The sequence below is a fragment of the Alteromonas sp. D210916BOD_24 genome, assembly GCF_047159385.1.
Classification (GTDB): domain Bacteria; phylum Pseudomonadota; class Gammaproteobacteria; order Enterobacterales; family Alteromonadaceae; genus Alteromonas.
On the sequence record NZ_AP038333.1, the window covers coordinates 684,146 to 709,743 of the forward strand.

The 25,598-nt window shown below is 45.0% G+C and carries 26 protein-coding genes; 14 read left to right on the forward strand and 12 right to left on the reverse strand.

All coding sequences use genetic code 11. The features are described 5' to 3' along the window. Positions 1-5: 5 nt before the first annotated feature. Both ACMCM8_RS02995 and ACMCM8_RS03000 read right to left on the reverse strand, forming a co-directional pair. On the reverse strand, positions 6-323 hold the full coding sequence (locus ACMCM8_RS02995; protein ID WP_412725314.1) for an EscU/YscU/HrcU family type III secretion system export apparatus switch protein: 318 nt from the start codon (positions 321-323) through the stop codon (positions 6-8). Next, the gene (locus ACMCM8_RS03000) at positions 320-2,827 is read right to left on the reverse strand and encodes a flagellar hook-length control protein FliK (protein ID WP_412725316.1); all 2,508 of its coding nucleotides are present in this window, start codon (positions 2,825-2,827) and stop codon (positions 320-322) included. The genes ACMCM8_RS02995 and ACMCM8_RS03000 overlap by 4 nt, the downstream gene beginning before the upstream one ends. A gap of 257 nt (positions 2,828-3,084) precedes the next feature. Between ACMCM8_RS03000 and ccmA the strand changes: the two genes are divergently transcribed. The 10 genes from ccmA to ACMCM8_RS03050 all read left to right on the forward strand — a co-directional run bounded on the left by ccmA (position 3,085) and on the right by ACMCM8_RS03050 (position 11,362). Beyond that, a complete protein-coding gene (ccmA, locus tag ACMCM8_RS03005; protein WP_412725318.1) occupies positions 3,085-3,708 on the forward strand; it encodes a cytochrome c biogenesis heme-transporting ATPase CcmA in 624 nt (207 codons plus the stop codon). Next, positions 3,708-4,373 (forward strand): heme exporter protein CcmB, encoded by a 666-nt coding sequence (gene ccmB, locus ACMCM8_RS03010; protein ID WP_412725320.1) that lies wholly within the window; start codon positions 3,708-3,710, stop codon positions 4,371-4,373. Before ccmA ends, ccmB begins: the two co-directional genes overlap by 1 nt. After that, complete coding sequence (locus tag ACMCM8_RS03015) at positions 4,373-5,122, forward strand: heme ABC transporter permease (RefSeq protein WP_412725322.1); 750 nt, start codon at positions 4,373-4,375, stop codon at positions 5,120-5,122. Before ccmB ends, ACMCM8_RS03015 begins: the two co-directional genes overlap by 1 nt. 1 nt (position 5,123) lies before the next feature. After that, positions 5,124-5,342 (forward strand): heme exporter protein CcmD, encoded by a 219-nt coding sequence (gene ccmD / locus ACMCM8_RS03020; RefSeq protein ID WP_412725324.1) that lies wholly within the window; start codon positions 5,124-5,126, stop codon positions 5,340-5,342. 93 nt (positions 5,343-5,435) lie between these two features. Then, a complete protein-coding gene (gene ccmE / locus ACMCM8_RS03025) occupies positions 5,436-5,951 on the forward strand; it encodes a cytochrome c maturation protein CcmE (RefSeq protein ID WP_412725326.1) in 516 nt (171 codons plus the stop codon). Positions 5,952-5,954: 3 nt separating this feature from the next. After that, complete coding sequence (locus tag ACMCM8_RS03030; protein WP_412725328.1) at positions 5,955-8,030, forward strand: heme lyase CcmF/NrfE family subunit; 2,076 nt, start codon at positions 5,955-5,957, stop codon at positions 8,028-8,030. Then, entirely contained in the window at positions 8,030-8,668 is a 639-nt protein-coding gene (locus tag ACMCM8_RS03035) for a redoxin family protein (protein ID WP_412725330.1), read from the forward strand. Before ACMCM8_RS03030 ends, ACMCM8_RS03035 begins: the two co-directional genes overlap by 1 nt. Next, complete coding sequence (locus tag ACMCM8_RS03040; RefSeq protein ID WP_412725332.1) at positions 8,668-9,186, forward strand: cytochrome c-type biogenesis protein; 519 nt, start codon at positions 8,668-8,670, stop codon at positions 9,184-9,186. The genes ACMCM8_RS03035 and ACMCM8_RS03040 overlap by 1 nt, the downstream gene beginning before the upstream one ends. Next, complete coding sequence (gene ccmI, locus ACMCM8_RS03045) at positions 9,183-10,478, forward strand: c-type cytochrome biogenesis protein CcmI (RefSeq protein ID WP_412725334.1); 1,296 nt, start codon at positions 9,183-9,185, stop codon at positions 10,476-10,478. The genes ACMCM8_RS03040 and ccmI overlap by 4 nt, the downstream gene beginning before the upstream one ends. A 2-nt stretch (positions 10,479-10,480) precedes the next feature. Further along, positions 10,481-11,362, forward strand: a complete 882-nt coding sequence (locus tag ACMCM8_RS03050; RefSeq protein WP_412725336.1) for an MlaA family lipoprotein — start codon at positions 10,481-10,483, stop codon at positions 11,360-11,362. Between the two features lie 99 nt (positions 11,363-11,461). On the opposite strand, the gene ACMCM8_RS03055 is transcribed toward ACMCM8_RS03050, so the two are convergent. From ACMCM8_RS03055 to ACMCM8_RS03095, 9 genes are all read right to left on the reverse strand, one after another. Next, complete coding sequence (locus ACMCM8_RS03055) at positions 11,462-11,929, reverse strand: hypothetical protein (RefSeq protein WP_412725338.1); 468 nt, start codon at positions 11,927-11,929, stop codon at positions 11,462-11,464. Positions 11,930-12,049: 120 nt separating this feature from the next. Next, complete coding sequence (gene galE, locus ACMCM8_RS03060) at positions 12,050-13,072, reverse strand: UDP-glucose 4-epimerase GalE (RefSeq protein WP_412725340.1); 1,023 nt, start codon at positions 13,070-13,072, stop codon at positions 12,050-12,052. Continuing rightward, the gene (locus ACMCM8_RS03065) at positions 13,069-13,371 is read right to left on the reverse strand and encodes a DUF6170 family protein (protein WP_412725342.1); all 303 of its coding nucleotides are present in this window, start codon (positions 13,369-13,371) and stop codon (positions 13,069-13,071) included. Before ACMCM8_RS03065 ends, galE begins: the two co-directional genes overlap by 4 nt. 91 nt (positions 13,372-13,462) lie before the next feature. After that, positions 13,463-14,983 carry a peptide MFS transporter gene (locus tag ACMCM8_RS03070; protein ID WP_412725344.1) on the reverse strand — a complete coding sequence of 507 codons (1,521 nt, stop codon included), beginning with the start codon at positions 14,981-14,983 and terminating at the stop codon, positions 13,463-13,465. 195 nt (positions 14,984-15,178) lie between these two features. Then, positions 15,179-16,297: a capsule biosynthesis protein gene (locus ACMCM8_RS03075; RefSeq protein WP_412725346.1), complete on the reverse strand. Its 1,119-nt coding sequence runs from the start codon at positions 16,295-16,297 to the stop codon at positions 15,179-15,181. An 11-nt stretch (positions 16,298-16,308) separates the two neighbouring features. Next, positions 16,309-16,983 carry an ABC transporter ATP-binding protein gene (locus ACMCM8_RS03080; protein WP_412725348.1) on the reverse strand — a complete coding sequence of 225 codons (675 nt, stop codon included), beginning with the start codon at positions 16,981-16,983 and terminating at the stop codon, positions 16,309-16,311. After that, on the reverse strand, positions 16,980-17,759 hold the full coding sequence (locus tag ACMCM8_RS03085) for an ABC transporter permease (RefSeq protein ID WP_412725350.1): 780 nt from the start codon (positions 17,757-17,759) through the stop codon (positions 16,980-16,982). The genes ACMCM8_RS03080 and ACMCM8_RS03085 overlap by 4 nt, the downstream gene beginning before the upstream one ends. A gap of 2 nt (positions 17,760-17,761) precedes the next feature. After that, a complete protein-coding gene (locus ACMCM8_RS03090) occupies positions 17,762-19,588 on the reverse strand; it encodes a polysaccharide biosynthesis/export family protein (RefSeq protein WP_412725352.1) in 1,827 nt (608 codons plus the stop codon). Between the two features lie 3 nt (positions 19,589-19,591). Beyond that, the gene (locus ACMCM8_RS03095; RefSeq protein WP_412725354.1) at positions 19,592-19,990 is read right to left on the reverse strand and encodes a hypothetical protein; all 399 of its coding nucleotides are present in this window, start codon (positions 19,988-19,990) and stop codon (positions 19,592-19,594) included. 506 nt (positions 19,991-20,496) lie between these two features. Here ACMCM8_RS03095 and wecA point away from each other — a divergent pair. The 4 genes from wecA to galU all read left to right on the forward strand — a co-directional run bounded on the left by wecA (position 20,497) and on the right by galU (position 24,603). After that, positions 20,497-21,588, forward strand: coding sequence for a UDP-N-acetylglucosamine--undecaprenyl-phosphate N-acetylglucosaminephosphotransferase (wecA, locus tag ACMCM8_RS03100; RefSeq protein WP_412725356.1), 1,092 nt, complete (start codon positions 20,497-20,499; stop codon positions 21,586-21,588). Positions 21,589-21,677: 89 nt separating this feature from the next. Next, the gene (locus tag ACMCM8_RS03105) at positions 21,678-22,565 is read left to right on the forward strand and encodes a glycosyltransferase (protein ID WP_412725358.1); all 888 of its coding nucleotides are present in this window, start codon (positions 21,678-21,680) and stop codon (positions 22,563-22,565) included. A 44-nt stretch (positions 22,566-22,609) separates the two neighbouring features. Then, positions 22,610-23,446 (forward strand): glycosyltransferase family 2 protein, encoded by an 837-nt coding sequence (locus ACMCM8_RS03110; RefSeq protein WP_412725360.1) that lies wholly within the window; start codon positions 22,610-22,612, stop codon positions 23,444-23,446. Positions 23,447-23,709: 263 nt separating this feature from the next. After that, complete coding sequence (galU, locus tag ACMCM8_RS03115; protein ID WP_412725362.1) at positions 23,710-24,603, forward strand: UTP--glucose-1-phosphate uridylyltransferase GalU; 894 nt, start codon at positions 23,710-23,712, stop codon at positions 24,601-24,603. Between the two features lie 125 nt (positions 24,604-24,728). Here the strand turns inward: galU and ACMCM8_RS03120 are convergent, their stop codons facing one another. Further along, positions 24,729-25,529, reverse strand: coding sequence for a M48 family metallopeptidase (locus tag ACMCM8_RS03120; RefSeq protein ID WP_412725364.1), 801 nt, complete (start codon positions 25,527-25,529; stop codon positions 24,729-24,731). Positions 25,530-25,598: the final 69 nt, after the last annotated feature.

The window sequence follows — 25,598 nt, forward strand, 5'->3', positions numbered from 1 at the left end:
AAACACTATATTGTAAAATCAATGCGTTTAATAATGCCTTCCCAGCCAGGGGGGATTTTGCCCTGTAAAACGTATGAATAGGCCAACAACTCGGCAATCACAAAATAGAGCGATTCAGGAATATCTTGACCTACATCTAAAGTGGCTAGTACTTCGCTAAGATAGGGATCTTCATGGATGAGGATCCCCGTTTCTTCGGCCATGGCAATAATCGCTTCTGCAAGATCGCCATAGCCTTTCGCCACCACTTTGGGTGTGTTTTTTTTGTCACCACCTTCGTATCTCAGGCCTATGGCGCGTTTTGCTTTTTGGGTATCAGTCATACGCGAGTCTCAAAAATTTGGTGGGGTCGAGAGTTGAGTGTATCGGGAATATGGCCGCGCTGAAAACTCGATTTTTTGATGGTTAATCCTAATTCTGATAAGCGACGAGTAAGATATCCCATGCTGTCGCCAAGACGCTGAAGAATAACCTCATTTGACGCGTAAAGATCAAGGGTGATCACGTCGTTGTCAATTTTTGTTTTGGCCAGAACTTGACCACTGTCAGCGATATCCAGCTTCATGGTGACATTCCATACACCGCGTTTAGCCTGGGGGGCGGATTGATTTCCTCCTTTTTGATGTTCTCGTTTAATGAGCAGCTCCACAGGGGATTGGTGTGATGAAAGCGCCGGTAGCAAGTAGTAGAAGCTATCCTGACCTTGGATACGACTATCCACACTACTCACCTTGCTTTGTTGATGATTGGCTAACAGGGTTTTGAGTTGAGACAGGACTTGTTGCTTGCTGTCTAGTTGTGCAAGTTCTTGGCTTACTCTACTGGGTGGTGCAGTTGAACCAACTTGAGATAAACTTTTGGTGACAAATGAATCCGGAGCGTCTAACTGTTGTTTCAGGTTCGGTTGTCGTTGTAACGCTCTCCCCGCTAAAGCGAGCTGTAGCAGTGCAACTAGCCCCTGAACAAAATTGGACGACGATACGGGACTAGTAAGATTAACAGGTGTTGTGACAAGCGCGCTGCTATTCAGTAGATGTTGAATTCGTTGCGACAGACCTTGCTCGCTGGGATCGGAATTACTTCGCTTAATGGGGGCGTCCCCCCCTTCCTGAGAGGGGATATTGGGAGTCGTGTTTTCGACATCGATTGCTAGCCCGCTACCTTGTGATGAGCCGTCAACTTTGGATTTACCCGTCAGCAATTGCTGTAATAAATTATTTGATGCCACTTTCGCCTGAGAGGTAAGGGCGGCGGCTAGTGAGGCTAAGTTTGCTTTATTTTCAGTGGGCGACTGTGCTTTTTCCTTTGCGCTAGTATTGTCATCAACAAGACCTGCGTCCTTGGAAACTGAGTCATTAGTGGAAGATGGTGACTGTCCAGACACTGAAGTATTGCCCGTTTTTGGGTTTGATAAAGGCTGTGACGGTTTACTTGCCATTACATCTAGACTTTTGAGCTGTTGTGCCAGCTTGTCGAATGTTTCACTTAACGTGTTTGGCACCAGCTTGTCGTGTGCAGAGCCGCTAGCGCGATTTTCTAATATTGACAGTAGTTGGGTAAGTGCTTGATTGGTATTCCCAGTTTGACTGAGTAATAACCTTGAAAGTGTCGTTATTGCGTGATGAACATCACTACCTTTAATGTGCCTGGGGAGTGTATTGTCACTGGCGTCAATATTGGGTAAACCCGTGGCGGAAGTAGATGGTTTGGATACATCATGGCGCTGTGTTGTATTGCCAGTTAGCGTGTTTGTCTCTCCAGCTCCCCCTGATAGTGGCGCTATTTTCCCTTGTGCTAACTGATTGAGGTTAAGCTGTGCTACCTGACCTTCAGTAAGCGATGGCAGTGTATGCTGGCTGAGTGGGAAAGTGAACATGGCTCGGCTTTGCGCGGTATTGAGCGAAAGGCGACTTTGCCCTTGCGCATTTTCTGTCAAGCGAAGGGTGACTACCGATTTGAGTATATTTTCCGATTTGACTAATGCTTCAGGTAAAACACCTTTTAGTTTGGACGCGTTACCTGAATGTAGGTCAACCGCGATACTCCCTTGTTTCGCCGCAACTTCAATCAATTGGCCGCGCAACGAGACACTGGCAGCATTGAGAGAAACCTGCACAGCGGATGACGGAGTGGCTTTATCTGAGCCTGGGCCGATGGGTGTTATGGCAAGGGAAATACCGCTACCGTTTCGCAGCAATTGAATGGTGACGGCCTGTCCAAGCAATTTATTCAGTGTTTGCTTACTGCTTTCACTATCCACAGGCAGCGTGATAACACCGCCTGAGGTACGTTGACTGTCACTACCGATGTGAGTATTTGTATTTAATCCAATCTGACCATTGGGTAGCGAAACAATTGTGCCCTTTAGCGAAATTGCAGTGCCCTCTGATGTCGCTGCCTGGGCAAGGGCTTTAAATAAATCACCACGCTCTGCTGGGGAGAGAGCTTTATGGTGTTGCGCTAATTGGGTGGAGATAAACACTGCAGTGGCAGCCGTTCCATCATTTGCGCTTTTAGAAGCAGGCAGTAATGCTGCTTGACCTGCTTTGGGTATTTGCTGACTTAGGTTGTCGGGTAATATGAGGGAGGTGCTTTGGCTGGTATTGCCATTGGCATTACTGGTGCGTAGCGACAGTATTTGTTCAGGTAAACGAACTAATGTCACTTTAGCTGCGTTGCTTAAGGCTACCGCTTGCGAAATAGCCAACGAGGTTGATACAGCGCTAGTTGACTGCGCAGCACTGTGCCCATTGCTGCTTGAGGGCAATGAACTAACCGAAGCTTGGCTGGCTGCATTAGCCAGGAAAGATGAAAGTGGCGTTGTCATACTTAGCTTATCGGCCTAGTAAGGTCATTCCTTATTGTGTTTTTAAACTAAATGCCTATAAATACAAGCGTATCAGCTGGGTATATAGCAAGTCGAAGATTGATTTAGAGTAATGGCAACACAGTTGGGTGGATGCAAAAAGCTTTGTCATTGAAGTAAATCATATTTAATTGGAATTCGCGACTGCGAATAAGCCCTGTTGTGGTAAACTAGCGCCGATTTATAGATGCTATTGGGTAAGTTGAGGTGTGTAGGCTGTGTTAGAGGCGTGCAGTTTAACGTGCAATAAACGCGACAGGATCCTATTTGAAGGGCTTTCCCTGCTAGTTAAGGCAGGTGAATTGCTGTATTTACGCGGACCTAATGGCGCTGGCAAAACCAGTTTGCTTCGTATACTTACTGGATTAAGTGCACCTGAGAGCGGCAGTGTGAAGTTCGATGGGTGTGACATTGCCTTGCAGCACCAGGCGTTTCATCAACAACTTATCTATCTGGGCCACAAAGGCGGTACGAATAGCAGCCTTTCAGCATTCGACAACTTAACATTTTGGCTTGCCCAGCATGGCATAAGTCGTGGCAGCAATGAAATCTATGATGTGTTGATGCAGATGGGATTAGTCGGATTGGAAGATGTGCTTGTGAGGCATTTATCAGCCGGTCAGCAACGTCGTGTAGCGCTCGCCCGTCTATGGCTAAAGCCCGCCAAAGTATGGATATTAGATGAGCCTTTTACTGCACTTGATACAACAGGTATTCATTTGATAGAGAGTGCCATGAAGTCTCACGTTGAAAAAGGTGGGATAGTGGTCACAACGTCTCATCAGTCTTTGTCGTCCTGCGCTGGTGAGCACCGTATTTATGATTTGGAGTATCGCTTTTAATGGCTTTATATCGCGGTATCTTTAAACGAGATATGCACCTTGCATTTAAACAACGCGCTGAGCTTATTCAGCCGCTCATGTTTTTAACCATGGTGGTAACGCTCTTTCCTCTTGGCGTTAGTCCTTCTCCGGACACCTTGCAGCGCATAGGTCCTGGAGTAATTTGGATAGCAGCTATTTTATCTTCGTTGATGGCAATGGAGCGGTTATTCCGCGACGATTTTCAAGACGGCTCCCTTGAGCAATATATGTTATCAGGAATGCCATTACCTGCGATTAGTGCGGTAAAGGTTGCGGCGCATTGGTTAGTGAGTTTTGTGCCATTACTACTGTTATCACCCTTATTGGCACTGTTTTTAAACTTAACCTTTGATATGTATATCGCCTTGATACTTACATTGTTGGTAGGTACGCCATTATTATCTTTAATTGGCGCGATAGCGGTGGGGTTAACCGTGGGGTTACATAAAGGCGGTGTGTTGTTAGCCTTGTTACTTATCCCCGTATTTATTCCGTTACTGATATTTGCCACGTCTGCCGTGGATTCTGCCGCACTCCAATTACCTTATCATCCGCAACTTGCTATTATCGCTGCAATGTTATTACTGGCTGCGGCATTGGCACCGTTTGCGATAGCGTATTCCTTGAAAGTGAGTCAAAACTAATGTGGAAGTGGTTACACCCTTACGCGAAAACTGAGCGGGCTTATCAGCTCTGTTTAACATTACAGCCGTGGTTGTGGGCAGGGGCATTGATTTGCCTGAGCATCGGCACGGTCTGGGGACTGGCTTTTGCCCCACAGGATTACCAGCAAGGTGATTCGTTTCGCATCATATACATCCATGTTCCTAGCGCAATTTTGTCTATGGGCACCTATGTCGCGATGGCGGTTGCTGCGTTAGTGGGGATGGTGTGGCAATGGCGCACTGCATACATGAGCATGATTGCTATGGCACCGGTCGGTGCGGTAATGACCTTTGTTGCTTTATTTACCGGTGCGGCCTGGGGTAAGCCCATGTGGGGCGCATGGTGGGTGTGGGATGCACGACTGACTTCAGAGCTTATTTTGTTGTTTCTTTACTTTGGTGTCATCGCGTTATATGGCGCCTTTGAAGATAAACAACAAGCGGGCAAAGCAGCGGGAGTAATGGCCTTGGTAGGCGTCGTTAATATCCCTATTATCCATTACTCCGTGGAGTGGTGGAACACCTTACACCAAGGTGCAACAATCAGTAAGTTCGATAACCCGTCTATTGCGCCTGAAATGTTATGGCCGTTGTTAATTAATTTATTGGGTTTTGCTTTATTTATTGGGGCCGTCACTACCGTGCGATTGCGCAACGAAATAGTACTCAGGGAAATACACAGGCCTTGGGTGCAAGCGTTGGCAAAAAACACGTTGGCAGGAAAGTAATATGCAGTTTGAGTCCTTTAGCGATTTTATCAATATGGGTGGTTACGCCTTTTATGTCTGGTTGTCGTTTGGTATTACCTTTGCCTCGATGGCTGTTATTGCCTTGCAAAGCTATGTGAAACAACGGTGGCTGTTAAAGGCCGTTGTGTCAGAGCAAGCGCGTAGAGCACGTATAAAAAAGGCGCGCCAGCAGGGGCAAAACGATGAGGGGCATGTCTGATACCCTTGTATCGCTGCTTCATCTGTAATTTTTAGAGGGAATACGAGGTCGTATTCTATTAGTGTTTTCTAGTTTTCGAAGTGAGATAGTTGCATGAACCCAAGACGTAAACAGCGATTAGCCGTCGTAGGAATTGTCGGTTTGTTGGTTGTCAGTGCAATTGGATTAATGCTGTATGCATTAAATGACAGTATAGATCTTTTCTACACCCCAAGTGAAATAGTGGAAGGAAAGCAGGGGCAGAAACCTCAGATAGGCCAGCGCCTTCGTATAGGTGGTATGGTGGTACCTGGCAGTGTTAAAAGGGACAATGAAAGTTTAGCAGTTAGCTTTGAACTTATTGATACTGGTCCGACGGTTCGGGTGACGTATACAGGCATTTTACCTGATTTATTTCGTGAAGGTCAGGGCATTGTCGCCACTGGCATATTGACTGAGCCACTTCATATTAAAGCCCAGGAAGTACTGGCGAAGCACGACGAAGAATATATGCCACCAGAGCTAGCTGAAAAAATGAAAGGTATTAAGCACGTGAAGCCTGACAACATGCCAGACTATGATGCGTCAAAAAAACAATCTGAAAAAGACAACACCGGCGGAGGATACTAAGTCGTGGTTCCTGAGATTGGAAATATCGCGCTTACGCTGGCGTTAGTGCTTTCTATTTTACTTGCCGTATACCCACTTTGGGGAGCGCATCGTCAACACGAAACCCTAATGGCGACGGCAAAACCATTAGCCATAGGGCTGTTTACATTTACCTTGATTGCATACCTGTGCTTAACCTACGCCTTTGTCACTGACGATTTTAGTGTGGCGTACGTTGCGCAACACTCCAACAGTCGCCTACCTATTTATTACAAAATAACGGCGGTTTGGGGAGGTCATGAAGGTTCATTTCTTCTCTGGGTACTGATGCTTTCTATCTGGACTGTGGCTGTGGCCATATTTAGCAAAGGCATTCCCCTTGCAATGGTTGCCCGGGTTTTATCGGTGTTAGGTATGGTGGGCATTGGCTTTTACCTGTTTATGTTACTGACTTCTAACCCGTTTAATAGCATGTTGCCGTTTTTCCCAGTCGACGGACGGGATCTCAACCCTTTACTGCAGGATTTCGGCATGATCATTCATCCGCCTATGTTGTATATGGGGTATGTAGGGTTTTCTGTGGCCTTTGCGTTTGCCATCTCAGCATTGATTTCGGGTCAATTAGATTCGACGTGGGCGCGATGGTCAAGACCCTGGGTAATTGCCGCGTGGGCTTTTCTTACGGTAGGCATTGCCCTAGGAAGTTGGTGGGCTTATTACGAATTGGGCTGGGGAGGCTGGTGGTTTTGGGATCCAGTGGAAAATGCCTCCTTTATGCCATGGTTGGTGGGCACGGCACTTATGCATTCATTAGCTGTGACTGAAAAGCGCAAGGTTTTTAAATCGTGGACTGTGTTACTTGCTATTGCTGCCTTTAGTTTAAGCCTGCTAGGGACATTCTTAGTGCGTTCGGGGGTGATTGTCTCGGTACACTCTTTTGCCAGTGATCCCACGCGGGGCCTGTTTATATTGGGTATCCTTATTGTGTTGAGCGGGTTTGGTTTATTACTTTACGCGCTAAGAGCGGCCTCATTGAAAAGCCCCGGGCGCTATCAAGCGTTTTCCCGCGAAGTCTTACTCATGGGTAACAATGTATTTTTGTGTGCTGCCACTCTCGTGGTCTTATTAGGCACTCTGCTTCCCCTTGTTCACAAAGAGTTGGGATTGGGAAGTATTTCCGTAGGCGCGCCTTTCTTTAACCAAATGTTTACTCTGTTAATTGTGCCCTTTGTACTTATTTTGGGGTTGGGACCACTGACGCGATGGAAGCAGCAAAAAGCCAGTGAGCTTAAAACGCAATTGTTGGTGGCAGCGGGTATTGCCTTAAGCGCGGGGATTTTGGTTAATTTCGCCTACGATGCGCCTACTTATATGGGCGTGTTAGGTATGATCTTGGTGTTTTGGATCTTAGTCACCACAGTTCAAGAAGTGCTGCAACGGCTATCTTCCATGCCAAATGGCACATCCACTCAGTCAGGTGTGTTGACTAAATTGCGCAAGCTCACCCCTAGTCATTGGGGGATGGTATTGGGGCACGTGGGATTTGCCATCAGCATTATCGGCATTACGCTGGTGTCTAATTATGAGTTAGAGCGCGATGTGCGCATGGACGTTGGTGACACGGTATCCCTCGGTGGCTATGCGTTTAAGTTTGTCGATGTGCGAAAAGTCCAAGGGCCTAACTATGAGGCTGATGTAGGTGTATTTGATGTAACGCGAAACAGCGTGCCTATAGCCCTCCTAACGCCTGAAAAGCGTTTGTATATTGTTCAGCGTATGCCAATGACAGAAGCCGCTATCCACTCAACCATTACTCGTGATTTGTTTATCGCGATGGGCGAGCCACTGGACAATGGCGCATGGGCTATTCGCATCTACATCAAACCCTTTGTGGTCTGGTTGTGGGCGGGGGCCGTGGTGATGGCAATAGGTGGCGTATTATCTATCAGCGATAAACGCTATCGCATGGCTAAAGTGAAAGTGGCGAAACAGGTACTTAATAAATTCAATGGCGCGACACAACGTGATTCCGGCGGTTCTAACAGCGCAACTGATAACGCTAGCACGGTGTCTACTGCACCTGTTAAAGGAGGAGCGTGATGAAAAAAGCGCCATTGGTTGCTATTCCACTCATTTTGTTTTCGCTTTTGGTGGTGTTCCTTTTCAAAGGATTGTTTTCCGATCCACGGGAATTGGATTCTCAGGTGAAAGATAAAACCCTTCCCGCGTTTTCATTGCCCGATTTGATGCAGCCTGAAGTACTCTACACTCCGGCTGATTTTAAAGGTCAAGTCACTATTTTGAATGTGTGGGGGGTATGGTGTGTTACGTGTGCAGTGGAAATGCCCTATTTAACCCAACTCAGAAAAGAACACAACGTACGTATTGTCGGTTTGTACTTTGATCAGGATCTCGACCCTGATTTTGGTACAAAAACACTTAGTCGCGTTCAGCAAGAAGTTGTGGACATGTTAAGTCGTTATGGCAATCCCTATGCGTTTAATATTTTCGATGTTTATCGCGATACATCCCTTGACCTTGGCGTTACAGGAGCGCCGGAACACTTTGTTATCGATAGGCAAGGCATCATTCGTATGCACCACATCGGCGATATAAACGAGCGGGTGTGGAACAATAAAATTGGTCCGCTTTACACCAAGCTGGTGGCACAACAAGGCCTCGAACAGGCTAATGAAGACCGAACCAATAACGATGCTTCAGATAGAGGCAGTAAGTAATGAGTTTCTTTGCTTCCCCTCAATCACCCGTCACCTCATTTTCAGTAACCGTGTTTCGTCGTTTACAGTACTTGGTTTTTGTTGTCGCTGCACTCTTGTCACTGTGCTTGGCGTTTGAAAGCGTTAGCGCAGAGGATAAATTTGCTTTTGATACCCCCCAACAAAGAGAGCGCTTTTTACGCTTGACCGCTGAACTGCGCTGTCCCATGTGTCAAAATCAAAATATCGCCGATAGCGACGCGATGATTGCTCATGATATGCGTCGAAAAGTGTATAGCCTGCTTAAGCAGGGCAAATCAGAACAGGAAGTGATCGACTTCATGAAATCTCGTTATGGCGATTTTGTCCACTATCAACCGCCAGTAACGGTCGCAACGTTTTGGCTATGGGCGGGGCCTATTTTGTTCATCGTTATCGCGCTACTTGTGGTGGTGAGACGCAAAGCTGTGACTCCGCCTGAAGATATGGCCGCAAAACTCGCAAAAGCAGACGCAATGTTGGAGCAAGAAAAAGAATGAGTTGGGCTGAATTTTACCTTGTAGTATCGGGGCTTATTACGCTGGTATTACTCATTATCGCTTTTCCTTGGTTACGCCGTAAGGATCATGCCAAACACGATAGCTTAAGCAATACACAAATTGTTAAACAGCGCCTTGCTGAACTTGAACGAGAAGTACAAGAAGGGCTGATTAGTGAGCACGATAAACGCCAGGCCGTGGATGAACTCAAGCTTGCCTTAGTCGATGAGAGTGCTTTTCAGGCTCACAAAACGGGTAATGCAACATTACCCTTATTAATTTGCGGTATTATTGCGCTAGCAAGCGGTGCATGGGTTTATTTCTACGTTAATCAAATGGAAAAAGTGGCGCAAGGGGCGGACGCCATTAGCGCGCTTCCTCAATTAAGTCAGCAATTGGCCAACGGTAATGCAAGCAACCTTACCCAACAAGACATTGTGCAATTAGCACTTGCTATCAGACAGCGCCTGCGCCAAGCACCAGACGATGATACAGGTTGGATGTATTTTGGGCGATTAATGTTGAGTTTAGGGCAAGAGATCCAGGCCATTGAAGCTATGGATAAAGCCGTGAGTTTGTCACCGGACAAATCGGCTAACCGCATCACTCTGGCGCAAGCATTAATGACAACCGCCGATGTTAATAATCTCAAACGCGCGCAGGGGTTATTACTGGGGTTGTTAAATGACAATCCGCAAAATGACAATTTGGCGTTAATGATGGCAGTGGTGTCTGCTCAGTTAGGCGACTTGAATAATACCAAGCGTTTTTACTCGCAGGTAGAAGGGAAACTGCCTTCCGATAGCGATGTGGCTAAGCGTTTAGTGTCACGCATTGAAGAGCTTGAGCAGCAGTCGATCACAGTGGGTGCGCAAACTGAACAACCGGCTAGCCAATTAAGTCAGGTTAATCAAAAACGCGCCGAGAATGCTAGCGATGCACTGACCGGGTTTACCGTATCGGTATCCTTATCAGAAGACGCATTAGCCCATGCGCCGACGGAAGGTTTTTTAATTGTTTTTGCGCAGGACGCAAACTCGCAGAACAAAATGCCTGCGGCGGTAGTGAAAATGCCTATCCAAGGTTTCCCTGTATCAGTAGAGTTAACGACTCGCAATGCGATGATGCCTCAATATACTCTGGCTTCTCTTTCTCAAGTCACGATTACTGCCAGACTCTCGATAGATGGTGACGTGGCGCCTGCCAAAGGGGAATGGCAGGGCAATACTCAAGTCGCTGTAAGACAAGGCGATCTGACCTCAATAAGCGTTATTATCGATAAGGAACTGTAGTTATGGAAATTTCTAAATCACTCATTGCTGGTTTGATCATTGCCAGTAGCTTTTTGAGTGGTGGGTGTGCGAGCAATAATGCACAGGAACAACTGTCGACGTCTACAACCAATAACGCTAGCGTAGATAACTCAGACCCAAGAGATCCCCTTGAGCCAATAAACCGCATCATGTGGGATTTTAACTGGGAACTGCTTGATGCCTACTTTTTGCGCCCTGTAACAGTAGGTTATGTCACTGTGATGCCTCAGTTTGCGCGAACCGGTTTAGTCAATGCTGCACAAAACCTGCAAGAGCCAGCCAATTTTATGAATAACCTATTTCAGGGAAAGATAGATGATGGGTTAGATAGCCTCGCGCGTTTCGTACTTAATTCTACAGTAGGAATATTTGGAACAATTGATGTTGCGTCTCATATAGGTATTGCACGCAAAGAAGAAGAGTTCGGTGAAACCTTGGGGACATGGGGAGTGAACACTGGACCCTTCCTCATGTTACCCGTACTTGGCCCTAATGACCCACGTAGCTTTTCCGGTGAAGTCGTCGATGGAATGGTATACCCCATGGCGGTTATCGATGGCGGATTGGCAATAGCCCGTTATGTGGTTTCTCTTCTTGAAACCCGTGCTCAGCTAATGGATCAGGAAGCGCAATTAGAGCAAGCTGTTGATGACTATGCGTTTGTTAAAAATGCTTATTTCGAAAATTTGGCCTTTAAAGTATCGGATGGAAAAAGTAGCGATAAGGCAATAGAGCAAGAACAGCTTGATGATTTTGCTGACTTTGAGGCAATGCTAGAGGGAACCGACTTTGAATACATTGATGAACAAACAAACGACGAGCAACAGAACGATCAAAAAGAGAAAGAAAACGAGTTAGAGTAAATCGATAACTTAACCCAGATACACAGGAAGAACTTTGTTGCAGCGATTTGTGAGCGTATAGATAAGGCCGGTGTTTTGATTTAAGCCCCTAGAATTCACTTATTGAGGGTTAATTTCAATTGAATAATCTACTGTGTAAGGCCCCGACAAGGTGATATCGCTTACCAACGAGAAGGAACCGTATACGGTAAGTGAAAATTCAGCGCCATTGCCTTTTACTTCGGCGCTCACCGGTTGGTTTTCGTAAAGATAAATAGTTCCCCCTTTGGCACCTGTTAATTCAGCCAAGGGGGTAAAAGTAAGGGCGCTATTGGTGCTCCCTTTTAGAATGACCTCCACAGTTCCTTTACGGGGTAAATCTGTCACCGTAATTTGACCCACAGATATTTCTCCATCGCTGGCGTCACATGCGCCTGAAATAACGCCGTATTGCGACATGGCACAACTTAATCCCAGTTGGCCTGAGACAGAGCCAAAATGAACTGGTGACACTTCAATGAGGGTAATGGCAGATACGGGAGAAACAACAAAAACAAACAGGAAATAAGTAAGAAAAGAGAACTTCACGAAAGACTGCACGGTTTTATTATTTTTTTCTTATGCTAACTAACAAGTAGCGCGGTGGATATTAGTCAAAAGTCGAGAGTGGCTAACACCCCCGACCTCAGTATGAGCTTTCTCAGGAAATCAGTTTTTTGGGTATCCCATAGGATTTTGAGATTGCCAATTCCATGTATCGGCACACATCGCATCAAGGCCTTTTTCAGCATGCCAGTTAAGCTCTGTAGCGGCTTTGGTAGGGTCTGCATAGCACGCAGCTACATCGCCACTTCTGCGAGGCGCAAATGTATAGGGAATGGTTTTTCCAGAGCCTTTTTCAAATGCTTTCACCATTTCAAGCACCGAATAGCCTTGGCCCGTACCCAAGTTGTATTTATCCAGACCCATGTTGAGCGCAAGTCTATCTAGGGCTTTTAAATGGCCATTAGCTAAGTCGACAACATGAATATAATCGCGCACACCTGTTCCATCCTGTGTATCGTAATCATTGCCAAACACACTTAACTGAGTAAGCTTTCCGGTGGCAACTTGCGAAATATAAGGCATAAGATTGTTAGGTATACCGTTGGGATCTTCACCAATTTGACCTGATTCATGGGCGCCGACTGGATTAAAGTAGCGCAACAGAACGATATTCCACTCGTTATCGGATACGTAGAGATCATTGAGCATGTGCTCCACCATCAGTTTGGACATGCCATAAGGGTTGGTGGGGTGTCCGGTTGCCATATCTTCCCGTAAGGGTAATGCAGCAGGGTCGCCATATACAGTGGCGGATGAGCTAAACACGATATTTTTGACGTTGTGCTTTTGCATTGCTTTGCATAAGGTCAACGTACCGTATACATTATTTTCGTAATAGGAAAGCGGTTTTTGGACAGATTCGCCTACGGCTTTGAGGCCGGCAAAGTGAATGACAGCAAAGATACTGTGTTCACTGAAAATATCGTCCAACACAGCAGTATCACGAATGTCGCCTTGCACAAAGGTTACTGATTTACCCGTCAAAGATTCAACCCGACGCAAAGACTCTGCACTTGCATTTGCCAGGTTGTCTAGTACCACCACGCCGTAATTTTGTTCGAGCAGTTGTAAAACAGTGTGGCTACCAATATAGCCTGCACCACCAGTGACTAAGATGGTCTTCATGCATTCTCCTTGCTTGACGGTTGCGCGATATATTTGGCACAAATGGAATATTGAATAGGTTTAATGATCAGAGGGTACAACAAAAATACCACACCAGCCCAAAGTAATGAGGTCCAATTTGATGCAGTTTGTAAAATCAACGCGAACACAGGCACAAAGACCAGAAGTTTTAAAATATTCAGAAGCGTTTTTTCGGGTACGCTCAACTGCTTAGCGGCGTTGTCCAAGCGCTTGACGCGCTCAGTTAGAGGAAGGCCCTGTAAACCTGGGATATGTCTCGTTGAAAAGTAAAACTTCATAAGGTGCTCTTAATAAAAAACCGCCGGAACGATGCGTTGCGGCGGTTATTGTAGGGGAATCTATCAGCGGTTAAAACACACTGACGATAAATTATGCTTTGCTTTCGATGCCCGCTTTTTCCCAGAAGCGAGATTTCACACTGAACAGTGCAATAACAATACCTACTGCAATACTGAAAAGCGCAATTTGTAGATACAGGTTTGGCATCTCTTGGACGTTTTCTGGGTCAAAGTTTCCAGATAACAGACCAGCAATAATGTTACCGATTGAGTATGTGAGTACAAATACGCCCATCATTTGACCAGCATAGCGCTTAGGCGATAGCTTGCTCACTGCACTTAACGCTACAGGGCTTAGGCAAAGTTCACCAACCGTATGCAGGAAGTAGGTAGTCACCAACCACATTGGAGCAACTTTAAGACCTTGCGCTGCATACTGTGAAGCCATAAACATCACCAAGAAACCCGTCGCCATGATGACGATACCAACCGCACACTTGATAGTGTAAGAAGGGTCAATCATACGTTTAGCTAGATTTATCCAAAGCGCTGCGAAAAACGGAGATAGCACAATGATAAATAATGCGTTTGATAGCTGGAACCACACGGTAGGAATAGTGTCCATGCCAAACCACGAGGTAAGCAGAGAACCACTCTGTAAGACACGGTCCGTGTAATTCTGCGCAAACAGGTTAAGTGAAGAGCCTGCTTGTTCGAAACCAGACCAGAAACACGCTGAGGCAACACAGACCAAGAACAATGCCCACATCCGCTTTTTCTCGTTGTCAGAAAGCTTGCCGCCAAAGTATATAAGTGCGAAGTAAGCGAAAAAGATAATGGTAAATATAATCGCCACTTGTTGTGCCAATGCAACAGGCTCAATAACAATGGTACCCATATGGGCAAGAATGATAACCACTACCGCTATGGCGAGGACTGCATATACCCCCATCCAAGCGCGCTGACGTGCTGCGCCTTCATACGGGTTAGCAGGTGCGACAGACTCATCGGAAAGCGAGCGATTACTAAAATAGTATTGAATAAGGCCAATCGCCATACCAATTGCGGCCGCACCAAATGCGTAGTGCCAGCCCCAGTTTTCCTGTAAGTAGCCCGTAACTAAATAGGCGATAAGAGAACCAATATTAATGCCCATGTAATAAAGGGCATATCCACTATCGCGACGGCCATCGTCGTCACCGTATTGCTGACCGACCATGGCAGAGATATTGGGTTTTAATAAACCGGTACCAGTGGCGACCAGTATAAGGCCGACAAAGAACAGGTTTTGCAAATCAATGGCCAATACCACGTGACCGGCAAAAATGATTAAGCCACCATACCAAACCGCTTTTTTACCGCCAATAAGTCGGTCGGCTAGCCATCCACCAGGTAAACCAAGGAAATAAACAGCACCTGTATATAGGCCGTAGATGGCACCCGCAGTCGCCACGGTAAAACCGAGTCCTTGAGTTTGCAGGCTGGCAGTCATAAATAACACGAGTAGCGCGCGCATACCGTAGTAACTCATGCGCTCCCACATTTCAGTGAAAAACAGCGTTCTCAGGCCCCCTGGATGGCCAAAAAAGCTGGTATCGTTAGATGGTTTCATAATTATACTTAAATTCCATATTGCTTATGGTTGTTATTGTCGAGCGCTTGTAAAGAATGGCTCTTACGGTCCTTAGACGGATAGACTCTTATACTAGAGCTTGGTTAAAGACACAAGATTTCGGCGACAAACTTCATTAAAGCTGTGTCAACTGGCCAAGGATTAATCACTTGGCCGTTGGGATTGATTACTTCACTACAACTCACGGATGGTGGCCACCACAATGCGTACAATACCGTAGATCAGTAGTAGGCATACGGCAAACAACACTAAATTGTAGATTATGGTGGGGTATGCATTGTCATCAGGTAGGGTAGGTGACTCTATTGTCACAAGGTGTTGCAGCTTTTGATATGCCTCAACCCGCGCATTTTCCAGTGTGATTAAAGACGAAGAATAGGCCTGAATTGCCAATTGTAGCTGCACTTGCAAGTTACTGTATTGCGCCATTAATTCACTGACCGAAAGCGTTGTATTTTCCCCCTCGCCTGTACTAATGCGTTCTTTTTGCTTCTCAACTTCTTTTTGCAGCGCTGATATTTCTCTTTTTATATTGATGATTTCGGGCGCCGCGTCGGACATCATGGTTGACATGGTGCTGAGCTGCGCTTTTTTCTGAGCAAGGGTGGCCTCTAGTGAAAACGCAATCTGTTGAAATGCTGCGCCTTCGGCGGTTGGGTCAAGCACGTTGTATTTTGACTGAAAGCCCAGAATGTCCGTTTTAGCTTGTTGTAACTTTTGCTCTACAATCTCGTGTTCGCCTTTGGCAAAAGTGAGTTTGGATTTCGCCAAATCATTATTGATTGTGTTAATAAACTCCTCTGCTTTTTGTACAATAGCTTTGTTGATTACTTGAGCAAACTCAGAGGTGAATGCACGGGTGCGAAGGGTAATAACTGACGAAGCTGAGTCAACACTTACCTCCACGTGTTGCAGGTAAAAACGGTAAAAGTCTTCCTGCTTGTGCGAAGAAGAAAGTCGGCTAAAAAAATCAGCGTCGTCTGAAAGGTAGTGATCTCTAAGTGAAATAGTATTATCAAGATATTTGATCATGTCAGCAGAACGAATGTAGGCTTCTACAAGCTGACTGTCAAAACTTGAACCCGTTCCAGGTACACCTGCGGCCCCAAGTAAGGATGATGGATCAAAACTACTGCCACCGTCACTTGATTTCACTATTAACTGGCTTTGACTTTCATACTGGGGGGCAGCCCACACTACCAGATAAAATGCGTATAATGCCCATGGTAGGACGAGTAGAAGTAGCTTGTTCTTCTTAAGAAGGGCAATGAGCTGTGTAAGTGATTTTTCCACTGTAGTTAAACCTATTTAAGAGATTTCTTATTGTTTGCATCCTGAGTGTATACATCGATGCCTTCTTCTAGATCGCGATAATATGTAAGTCGCCCATCGTTGATGATTACAGCGGATGTACAAAATTCGCGGATTTGGTCAAGTTCGTGACTTACCATGATAACGCTAGCTTGTTCACTTTTTTCCTTAAGCGATAGACGTGCCTTTTTTCTAAATATGGGGTCACCCACAGAGGTGGCTTCGTCGATAAGATAAATATCAAAATTGATATTCATACAACACGCGAAGACTAGCTTGGCACGCATGCCTGATGAGTAGGTGCGTACGGGTAAATCAAATTGTGTACCGAGTTCGGCGAATTCTTGTACTCGTTCTTCATAATCAAGCAAAGACTTTACATTATTTATGCGACCAATAAAGCGGGTGTTTTCTCTACCTGTCATTTGAGGGTGAACACCAGTTTGTAAGGCAACCGGCCACGACATTGATTTGTTAGTGAGTACTCGCCCTTTATCGGGATACTCACTTTTTGCCAGCATCCGAAAAAGTGTGGACTTACCCGCCCCGTTTTTGCCGAGTATGGCGACGTTATTTTCTGTGGGAAAGTCGAAGTTAAGATTTTTAAAAATATATTGAATCCCAATTTTACTGGGATAACTCTTTGTTACATTGTCTAATTTGATCATCGTGACAATACTCTCTTCCACGTTATGTGGTAAAGCGACAGACTTAAGAAGACTGTTACAGTAGTCACTCCAATAATAAAGTTTAGCGATACGCCCTTGTGCCCATAGGACTCAAAACAAGCATAGCGAGCGAGTTCGTTAAAATGCACCAGCGGATTCCAGGTGAGGTAAGGCCAAATCTCCTCAGGTAAATCCTGCAAGCTAAAAAAAACACAGGAGATAAACATTAAAGGCCTAGTTAACACTGATTTAATTTTGTCTACTTCAGGTACAAAAGCGGCTGCAATCCCAAATATAAGCCCTAGGGAAATGGAGAAAAGCCACAATAAGAAGAATAAGAAAATTAAAAATAATGGATCATTGATTTCAAAAGTGTCGCCCATTAAAAATAGACCCAAAATTAATAGAATAACTACAACCACTTTAATTGAACATTCTAAAAAGCCCGCAGTGACCACAGCGGAAATGGGCTGAACTTGTCTAAACGCGTAAAGAGGCTTGTTACGCTGAATAGAAGTTGAAACTGATTGAAGTCCTGATGTTAGTGATTGCAGTCCAACCATGCCTATCATCATAAAAATAAACAGTGGGATGGAATGAATGTCATCGCCACTAATTAACCCACGTAAATATGACAACACAAAAATGAATGCGAAAGGTTCGAGAAAGGCCCATCCTAGACCAAATTTGTCGTTGAACTTACTCTGTAATTCACGTAGGAAAAGCGCAAATATCACGCTTCTCCACGCATAGAGTTGCTCTTTAAACGTAATCATAGTTAATTGGTGGCGACATTTGCTGCAACAGCAATCTGGTAGATAATTTGCGTGATGTCTTTAACCGCCTGGAGCACTTTGGTGTCTATCGCTGGTAACACAATAATTTGATCACCCGGCTCTAGCTTACTGTTGTTGCTGGCAAGCAACCCGCTGTCGATACTGGTGAAGGTGACGTTACCATTTTTGCGCAATACTAAAATACGTTCGTCTTCAGCGCGTTCAGTAAATCCACCCGCCCACGCAATATAATCTTCTGCGGTGGCATCAGGGTTAAATACCACTGACTGGGGTAATAAAACTTCTCCGCCAACATGAACTAAATCGGTGACTTCAGGGATCACAATAGTGTCGTTAGGCTCTAGCAAAATATTCGCAATTTCACCGTTCTCAGATACCACCACGCGACCCTGAGGCTCGACTTGTCTTGCACGAGCGATAAAATCTGCCACCAATTGTGCTTCCTGAGTACGGATAGCGCCTTCGCCAGTTGAGCTAATGGGAGCGGTATACATACTGCGCTCAAGCCGTTGCAGACCTTCTTCAATAATTTCTTTTTGTTTTTGCGCTACGCTTTCTCTCAGCAAATAAATATTCTGCGTGTCAGAAAGTTTTTCATCGGCTTCTATATGGTCAAGCACGTCAATAAGACGCGTACCTTTGTCCACCATCACTTGTGACGCACCGGCAAAAGCGCCAGCCACATTGATACGGTATATTTGGGGTTCGTGGTCGGCAATGTATTCCACGGTATCACCAGCGCGCAATGGCAGATCACCGAATTCATCTATTGTTAGGTAACGTGCAAATTGCTTATTGTTGCGGATCCCCGCCACTGATGCATGAGAAGCAAACTCTCCGGGACGAGCAAAGTAATTGACCACACTGCCATTGAGTTCTTCATTTAAAAATTCGAAGGTAAAACTGTTCCTCGCACCCGTTTCAACCACAATAGTGTTGCCAATTGGGTGCACTAATATGGTGTCGCCATCTTTAAATGACATTTCAGGAAGCTTACCGTTGCGGAAAAAGGCATAGAGATCTGCAGATGCGACAATGTTTCCATTTCTCACCACATCGATTTGACGAAAACTTCCCCGCTGGAAATCAATGCCACCGGCTCGCTTGAGGTAATAGAGGACACTATCAGAAGCAAGCCCGGCATATTGACCTGGACGCAGCACAGGGCCAGAAACGAAAACAGAAACCGGAGTCGAGGTGAGTAAGTTAACATAGACATTGACGTCGTTTGTATAAACTTGGCGAATTTTGCTGGTGACAGTCTGGTTTACGCTACCAGCTGGCGTATTGGCAACGCGAATAGGACCGATGTTAGGAATAAAAATGTTGCCTTGATTATCAACAGTGACCACATTAGAGAAATTCACTGCTCCCCATAACCATATGGAAATTTTATCGCCGGGGGCGACCAGATAATTGTCGTTAAGGCCTGTCACTCTTTCAGATTCAAATCCACCAATAAAGAGATTGGCGGCGAAAGGAGGGTTCTCCATCGGCTCTTGAACAGGGAACACTGTGTCAATAGTAGGTTCACCTGGAAGCTGCACACCACTTCGAGGCTGAGTGGCAAACTGCCCCATTGTGTCTACGGTGTTGGCCGCACCTGGAAGCGTCCTTTGACTTGAAATGTCAAGGGGGGAAACTGCTGTATTGGTACCAGTCGGGTTATCGGTTTGTTGTGCGCGTTGTCGAAGTTGATGCAACTGCTCTATCGTTTGAGCAGATGAAAATAACGAAAAGGTACTGAGTGTCGATATAAGACAAACGGCATTCAATAACACAGTAAAAGACTTTTTATTTATCTTCATCAGTTATTCACTCTCAACACTGGATGATGCAACTAGCGGTGCAACAACTCGCCATTGCCCGTCTCGTTGGCATGTGGTCAATTTCTCGTTGGTATCTGTCGACATAGTGTCATGTGATGCCAACAAAAAGCGAATGCATTTATTACCGGTGGCAGAGACATAATGTTTTACCGCATCATATTGGTGACCGTTGAAGTGCACAGATATGGAATCTTGTGTATCATGCGCAAGATTTGCATTTGGAATATTTATTGCAAGCTCTCTATCAGGCGTTAATGAATATGCAAGGGATGAGTGCACGAGAGGGATATCTGCACGGGTTGCGGTAGGAGTCGTCGTGCAACCAGATGCACCTATCATACACAGGATAGGGAGACAAAGACGCGTAATTTTTTTCAACATTTGCTTTCATATCCGTATAGCGATTTGGCGCTAGGATACCATAAGTTTTGATAAATGCATGAGTACATTGAGCGTCTTCTTTTCACAAGACTTTTTGGCGTTTTCACGGTCTGAAGTGCTCAAGTGGCAGTGAATCGTTTGAACTTTAAAGTATTGAGTTGCAGTGGTTTGCGTTCGAAAAACGTATCTTGAGATGTGGCGAGTGAGCGAAAAAGAGATGATTAGTTGAACGGTTTTCTATCACGCTAGGTAATAGAATGAGAAAAAGCGGATAAAGTGTTATAAAAATAGAATTTTAAGCCTTTTCTAGGGTGGCTAGTTTAGGCATTGTTATATATCATACGCGCTAGTCCGGTTTGTCGTTAACTTTTAGAGATTTTCTTTTAGTAAAAGGAAAATGGAAGTTTTGTATAAATGGAACTGAAAAAAAGAATTTTAATACATCGTTTTGGTTCACGAACTGAAATAAAACCATTCAGTATACGTGATTTGGGGTCGTGCGTTTTATGATAGCTTATCTGCAGTTTGTTCCTTTATTTACTGCATTTATTGTTGCGTTAATATTGTTAGTTGTAATGACGCCGCTTGCACATCAATTCGGCCTTGTAGATCAGCCAACAGCGAGAAAACGCCATTCTGGGATTGTCCCTCTTACTGGTGGCGTTGCTATTTTTATGGCGGTATTGGTTGCCAGTATCGCTACCGACGTGTGGATGAAAAACAATCCTCTCTTCTTTACCGCTTCTGCCTTTATCGTTCTTTTAGGCATGTTAGATGACCGGTTCGATTTAAGTGCGAAAGGGCGTTTAATGTGTCAGTTTGGGGTTGCTGCCATCATGGCGTGGAGCGCACAAAACTACATTACTTCTCTGGGCAATATTTTCGGGACTGGTGACGTCATACTCGGGTTAGGGGGATACTTCTTTACCATTATTTGCGTGGTTGGTGTTATCAATGCGTTTAATATGATTGATGGTATAGACGGACTCGCGGGCGGCATGAGTTTAGTGATACTGCTAACTGTATCGGGCTTTTTACTGTCCACGGGGAATGGCGCCTCGATTATGGAGCCATTGATAATCGTTGCCGCTATTGTTCCGTTTCTGGCTTTCAATCTGAGCTGGAAAGGGTTTAAAGGGAATAAAATTTTTATGGGTGACTCCGGCAGTATGTTTGTGGGTCTCACCATTGTTTGGCTATTGGTCGACCATACACAGGGCGATAAAGCTGCGTTTAGGCCGATTACGGCAGTATGGTTAGTAGGTCTGCCGTTAATGGACATGGCGGCTATTATGTATCGCCGTGCTCGTAAAGGGCAGTCTATGCTCAGACCTGATCGCCAACACTTGCACAACATCTTTATGCGTGCTGGTTTAAATAGCAGGCAGTCGTTAGTGGCTATATTGATGCTGGGAGCATTTTACTGTTCCATCGGCATTTTGGGAGAGATTTATCAAGTATCAGAAGCTGTCATGTTTTGGGGGTTTATGTGTTTACTTGTAGTATATAGCCTTGTGATCCAGAACATTTGGAATGTTTTACGATTTGTGAAATCGCTAACTGGTCGAGCGCAACAACCATTTATAAGAAAGCCGTAATCGCTCAGTCGTGCACATTTGCAATTCATCAATTTACTTTTGTGTTACCTGTGTAGCGTAAAAGTGTCAGTTAGTGACGGTACGACCACTTGAAAAATCAATTTTCTATACTCGATAACAACTATGCAAAAAAAGAGGTGGAAACCGTAGTCGCGTTGGCGGTCTATCAAGCCGATAACGCAGTGTGGTTAAAACAATCTGTCGAAAGTATATTAACTCAATCCTATAAGTCTTTTGTGTTCGTCATTGTTATAGACGGGCCAATTCCTCAAAACTTGCTAGCGATCCTCACCGATGCAGTAAGAAGCGATTCTCGCGTTATACTTGCGCAACATAGCGAGAATAAAGGATTGGCAGGTGCCATGAATAACGCGATTGATTATACAAGTCAGTACAATCCTTCCTTTTTCGTACGTATGGATGCTGATGACGTATCTGAACAGAATCGCCTACACAAACAGATAAACTTTCTTAAACGACACAAGACAGTATCGGTATTGGGCTCTGCCCTTACCGAAATTAACGAGTATGGAAAAAAGGTTGGGGCGAGAGTTATGCCGACTACCCATAAACGCATTGTCTCAATGCTTCCGCGTCGTTGCTCTATGAATCACCCCACTGTGGCGATACGTTTTGACGTTTTTCGGGATGGTCATCGATACGATGAAAGTCTGCGAAACACGCAAGATTACTTTTTATGGATCCTTTTGGCATCGAAAGGGTATATCTTTAGAAATCTATCTGACAGATTGTTGAAATTTCGTCGGGTGAATGACTTCTATAAACGAAGGGGGTATGGTAAATCGCTCAATGAGTTTAAAGCACGGCTTTACGCCATTAACAAACTCAAGCAGTATTCGCCTCACAACTTTGTGTACGCATGTGGCGTGCTGATGCTTAGGTTGATGCCAAGCAATGTCGTTAAAATTGCTTATAAACTTGATAGACATCTTTTAGAGAGGTTCCATAAACATTGAAGGCGGGTATTGTCGTCGTGTTATACGAGCCAGATTGTGAGCATGTGAAATCGCTGACAGCGTTGTTCTGTGCCAGTCATTGGCATCTGGTTTTTGTTGATAATTCTCACACTCCCCTTGATCAGGCATTAACAGGTAATGCCACCTACTTCCATTACAAAGAGAATGTGGGGATTGCTGAAGCTCAGAATATTGGCTTGCGCTGGTTGTTCTCTCGTGGCGTGGAATTCGCCTTTCTTCTTGATCAGGATAGTCAGTTTACCCCAGATGTAGCGAATGCCCTGCTAAACCAGTTTAAGGCACTGGCCAAAGATCAGCCTATTGCTGCAATTGGCCCTTCAATATTCTGCCAATTTACCCAACGTATTAACCAAGGCGTAGTGCAGCGGGGACAATACCACTCAGACGACGTAAAACTGGTTTCGCAAATCATCGCTTCGGGAATGCTTATCTCCCATCAATCCTTTGCTATGGTCGGTGAAAAGGAGAGTGCGTTATTCATCGATGGGGTTGATCATGAGTGGTGTTGGCGTGCGCGTAAGAAGGGACTCAATGTCTATCAGTCATTAAGTGCATGTATGCCTCACCGCCAGGGCGATGGAAGGGTTCGTGTATGGGGCGTGACTTTCAAGCAGGGCTCGCCAATACGTTTGTTTTATCAGTTTCGCAATTTGCTGGTGTTAGCTCGCAGAGGCTATGTGCCGCTTTATTGGAAGTTCCGCCATATTTGTGCAATACCCCTGCGTTATATAGTTAATCGGTATTATTTTAGCGATGGAAAAAAACGGGGAGCGTTTATGCGTTCAGGTTTAAAAGCTGGTCTAACTAATCAGCTTGGAGCGCACCCCAGCGGGAGTCACGAAAAAATAAGTGACAGTTAATTGTAAAATGCGCAGATTATTATTCACCAAATAGGTGCACTGGTAATGTTAATTGTGAGTAATTTATACGACATAAGGCGTATTTTTCCGCTTTTTCCCTATTTTGGGTGCAATAATGTGCTTAAATGGTAATTGGAATGCCCATTGCATTAATTGCTTATAGTGTCATTGCTCAAAGATAATTATCTCTGATTGAGGAGAAATCCCGACTATCGCGTCGCCTTGAGCATGAATCTAGGTTTTTAAAAAAGGATATTAAAAATATGAGTCAGGTAAAAAAAGCTGTAATCCCAGTAGCAGGTCTTGGGACGCGTATGCTTCCCGCCACAAAAGCCATTCCAAAAGAAATGTTACCCGTTGTAGATAAGCCATTAATTCAGTATGTCGTAAGTGAATGTGTGGCTGCGGGCCTAAAAGAAATTATTCTGGTGACTCATGCCAGTAAGAACAGTATTGAAAACCACTTTGATACTTCGTTTGAGTTAGAAGCTACTCTTGAAAAGCGGGTAAAGCGCCAGCTGTTGGAAGAAATTCAATCTATTTGTCCGAAAGACGTTACGATAATGCAAATACGTCAAGGTGTGGCGAACGGGTTAGGCCATGCCGTTTTGTGTGCTCGTCCTCTTATCGGTGATGCGCCTTTCGCAGTGGTATTACCTGATGTAATTATTGATGATGCCGCAAGTAATCCTAAGAAAGACAACCTTGCTCAAATGGTAGCGAAATTTAATACCAGTCGCGTTAGTCAGGTGATGGTCGAGCAAGTACCACAAGAAGATATCTCTAAATTCGGTATTATCGATTTAGACGGTGCGTCAATTGCTCCAGGTGAATCAGCAAAAATGCACGGAATGGTCGAAAAACCACCGTTAGAAGAAGCGCCTTCCGATTTGGCTGTTGTGGGTCGTTATGTGCTATCAGAGAACATTTGGGATCTTTTAGCAAAAACGCCTCCTGGTGCCGGAGGTGAAATTCAATTAACCGATGCTATCGATGCCCTAATGAATTCAGAGCAAGTTGATGCGTATTACATGAAGGGAAAAAGCCACGACTGTGGTAGTAAATTAGGTTACATGAAAGCTAATGTAGAATACGCCGTGCGTCATCCTTCTCTTGGTGAAGAATTTAAAGCGTTTCTAAAAGAATTTATAAAGTAGTTAGTGCTTCAAAAATAATTTGTTTTCAACCAAAAGGCCACTTCAATGAAGTGGCCTTTTGATTTTGTTAAGGAAGAAGGTGCACGCGGGGCGATCAAGTAACCTTACAAAGCTTATTTTTTAAATCAGATAGTGCAGTTGGGACGATTGGGAGCTGCCTTATATTGCGCTAACGCGCTACTCATATGCGCTTGCAAATTTTTAATTCGAGTTTGTGGTGCTGGGTGGGTAGAAAGCAATTCAATGGGTCTTTTACCCGAATTCGCCTTATCCATATTTTGCCATAACTCTACCGATTGTTTTGGGTTAAACCCCGACTTTGCCATTAGATCAAGGCCGATAACATCTGCTTCAGATTCGTGTGTTCTGCTAAAGGGAAGTTGAACACCCACTTGCATGCCCAATCCAATTGCCGCCATAATTGGTCCTGACTGTGCCACTTCGTTAGCAGCTAACACCTGACCTACTGCCTGTGTGCCGACATTAATTAAGGTAGATTGCGACATGCGCTCGTTACCGTGCTCGGCAATAACGTGACCCACTTCGTGTCCGATTACGGCGGCCAGCTGGTGTTGATTTTTGGCCACGTTCAATAATCCAGTGTATACGCCAATTTTACCGCCGGGAAGCGCAAACGCGTTGACTTGCTCGTCATCAAAAACCACCACTTCCCACTGGCCACTAAAAACCGAAGCCGGTACTTGTGCGGTAATACTTCTGGCAACACACTCAACGTAAGAATTCTGTACTGGCTTGTTTGAAATAGTCAGTTCTTCTTTCATACCAGCAAATGCCTGATCGCCCATCTGAGCCAACTGACTTTCAGAATATAACAAGACTTGCTTTCGGCCAGTCGGTGAGGTTGCACAAGCCGTGAGTGAAAGTACAGTGGCAATAACGGCAATCTTTTTGAATGTCATTTTCATTATAAGTCCTTGAAATGCTTTTCGTCTTTGCTAAATCGTAACAGAGAAAAGGGCACAGAGGAAAAGCCT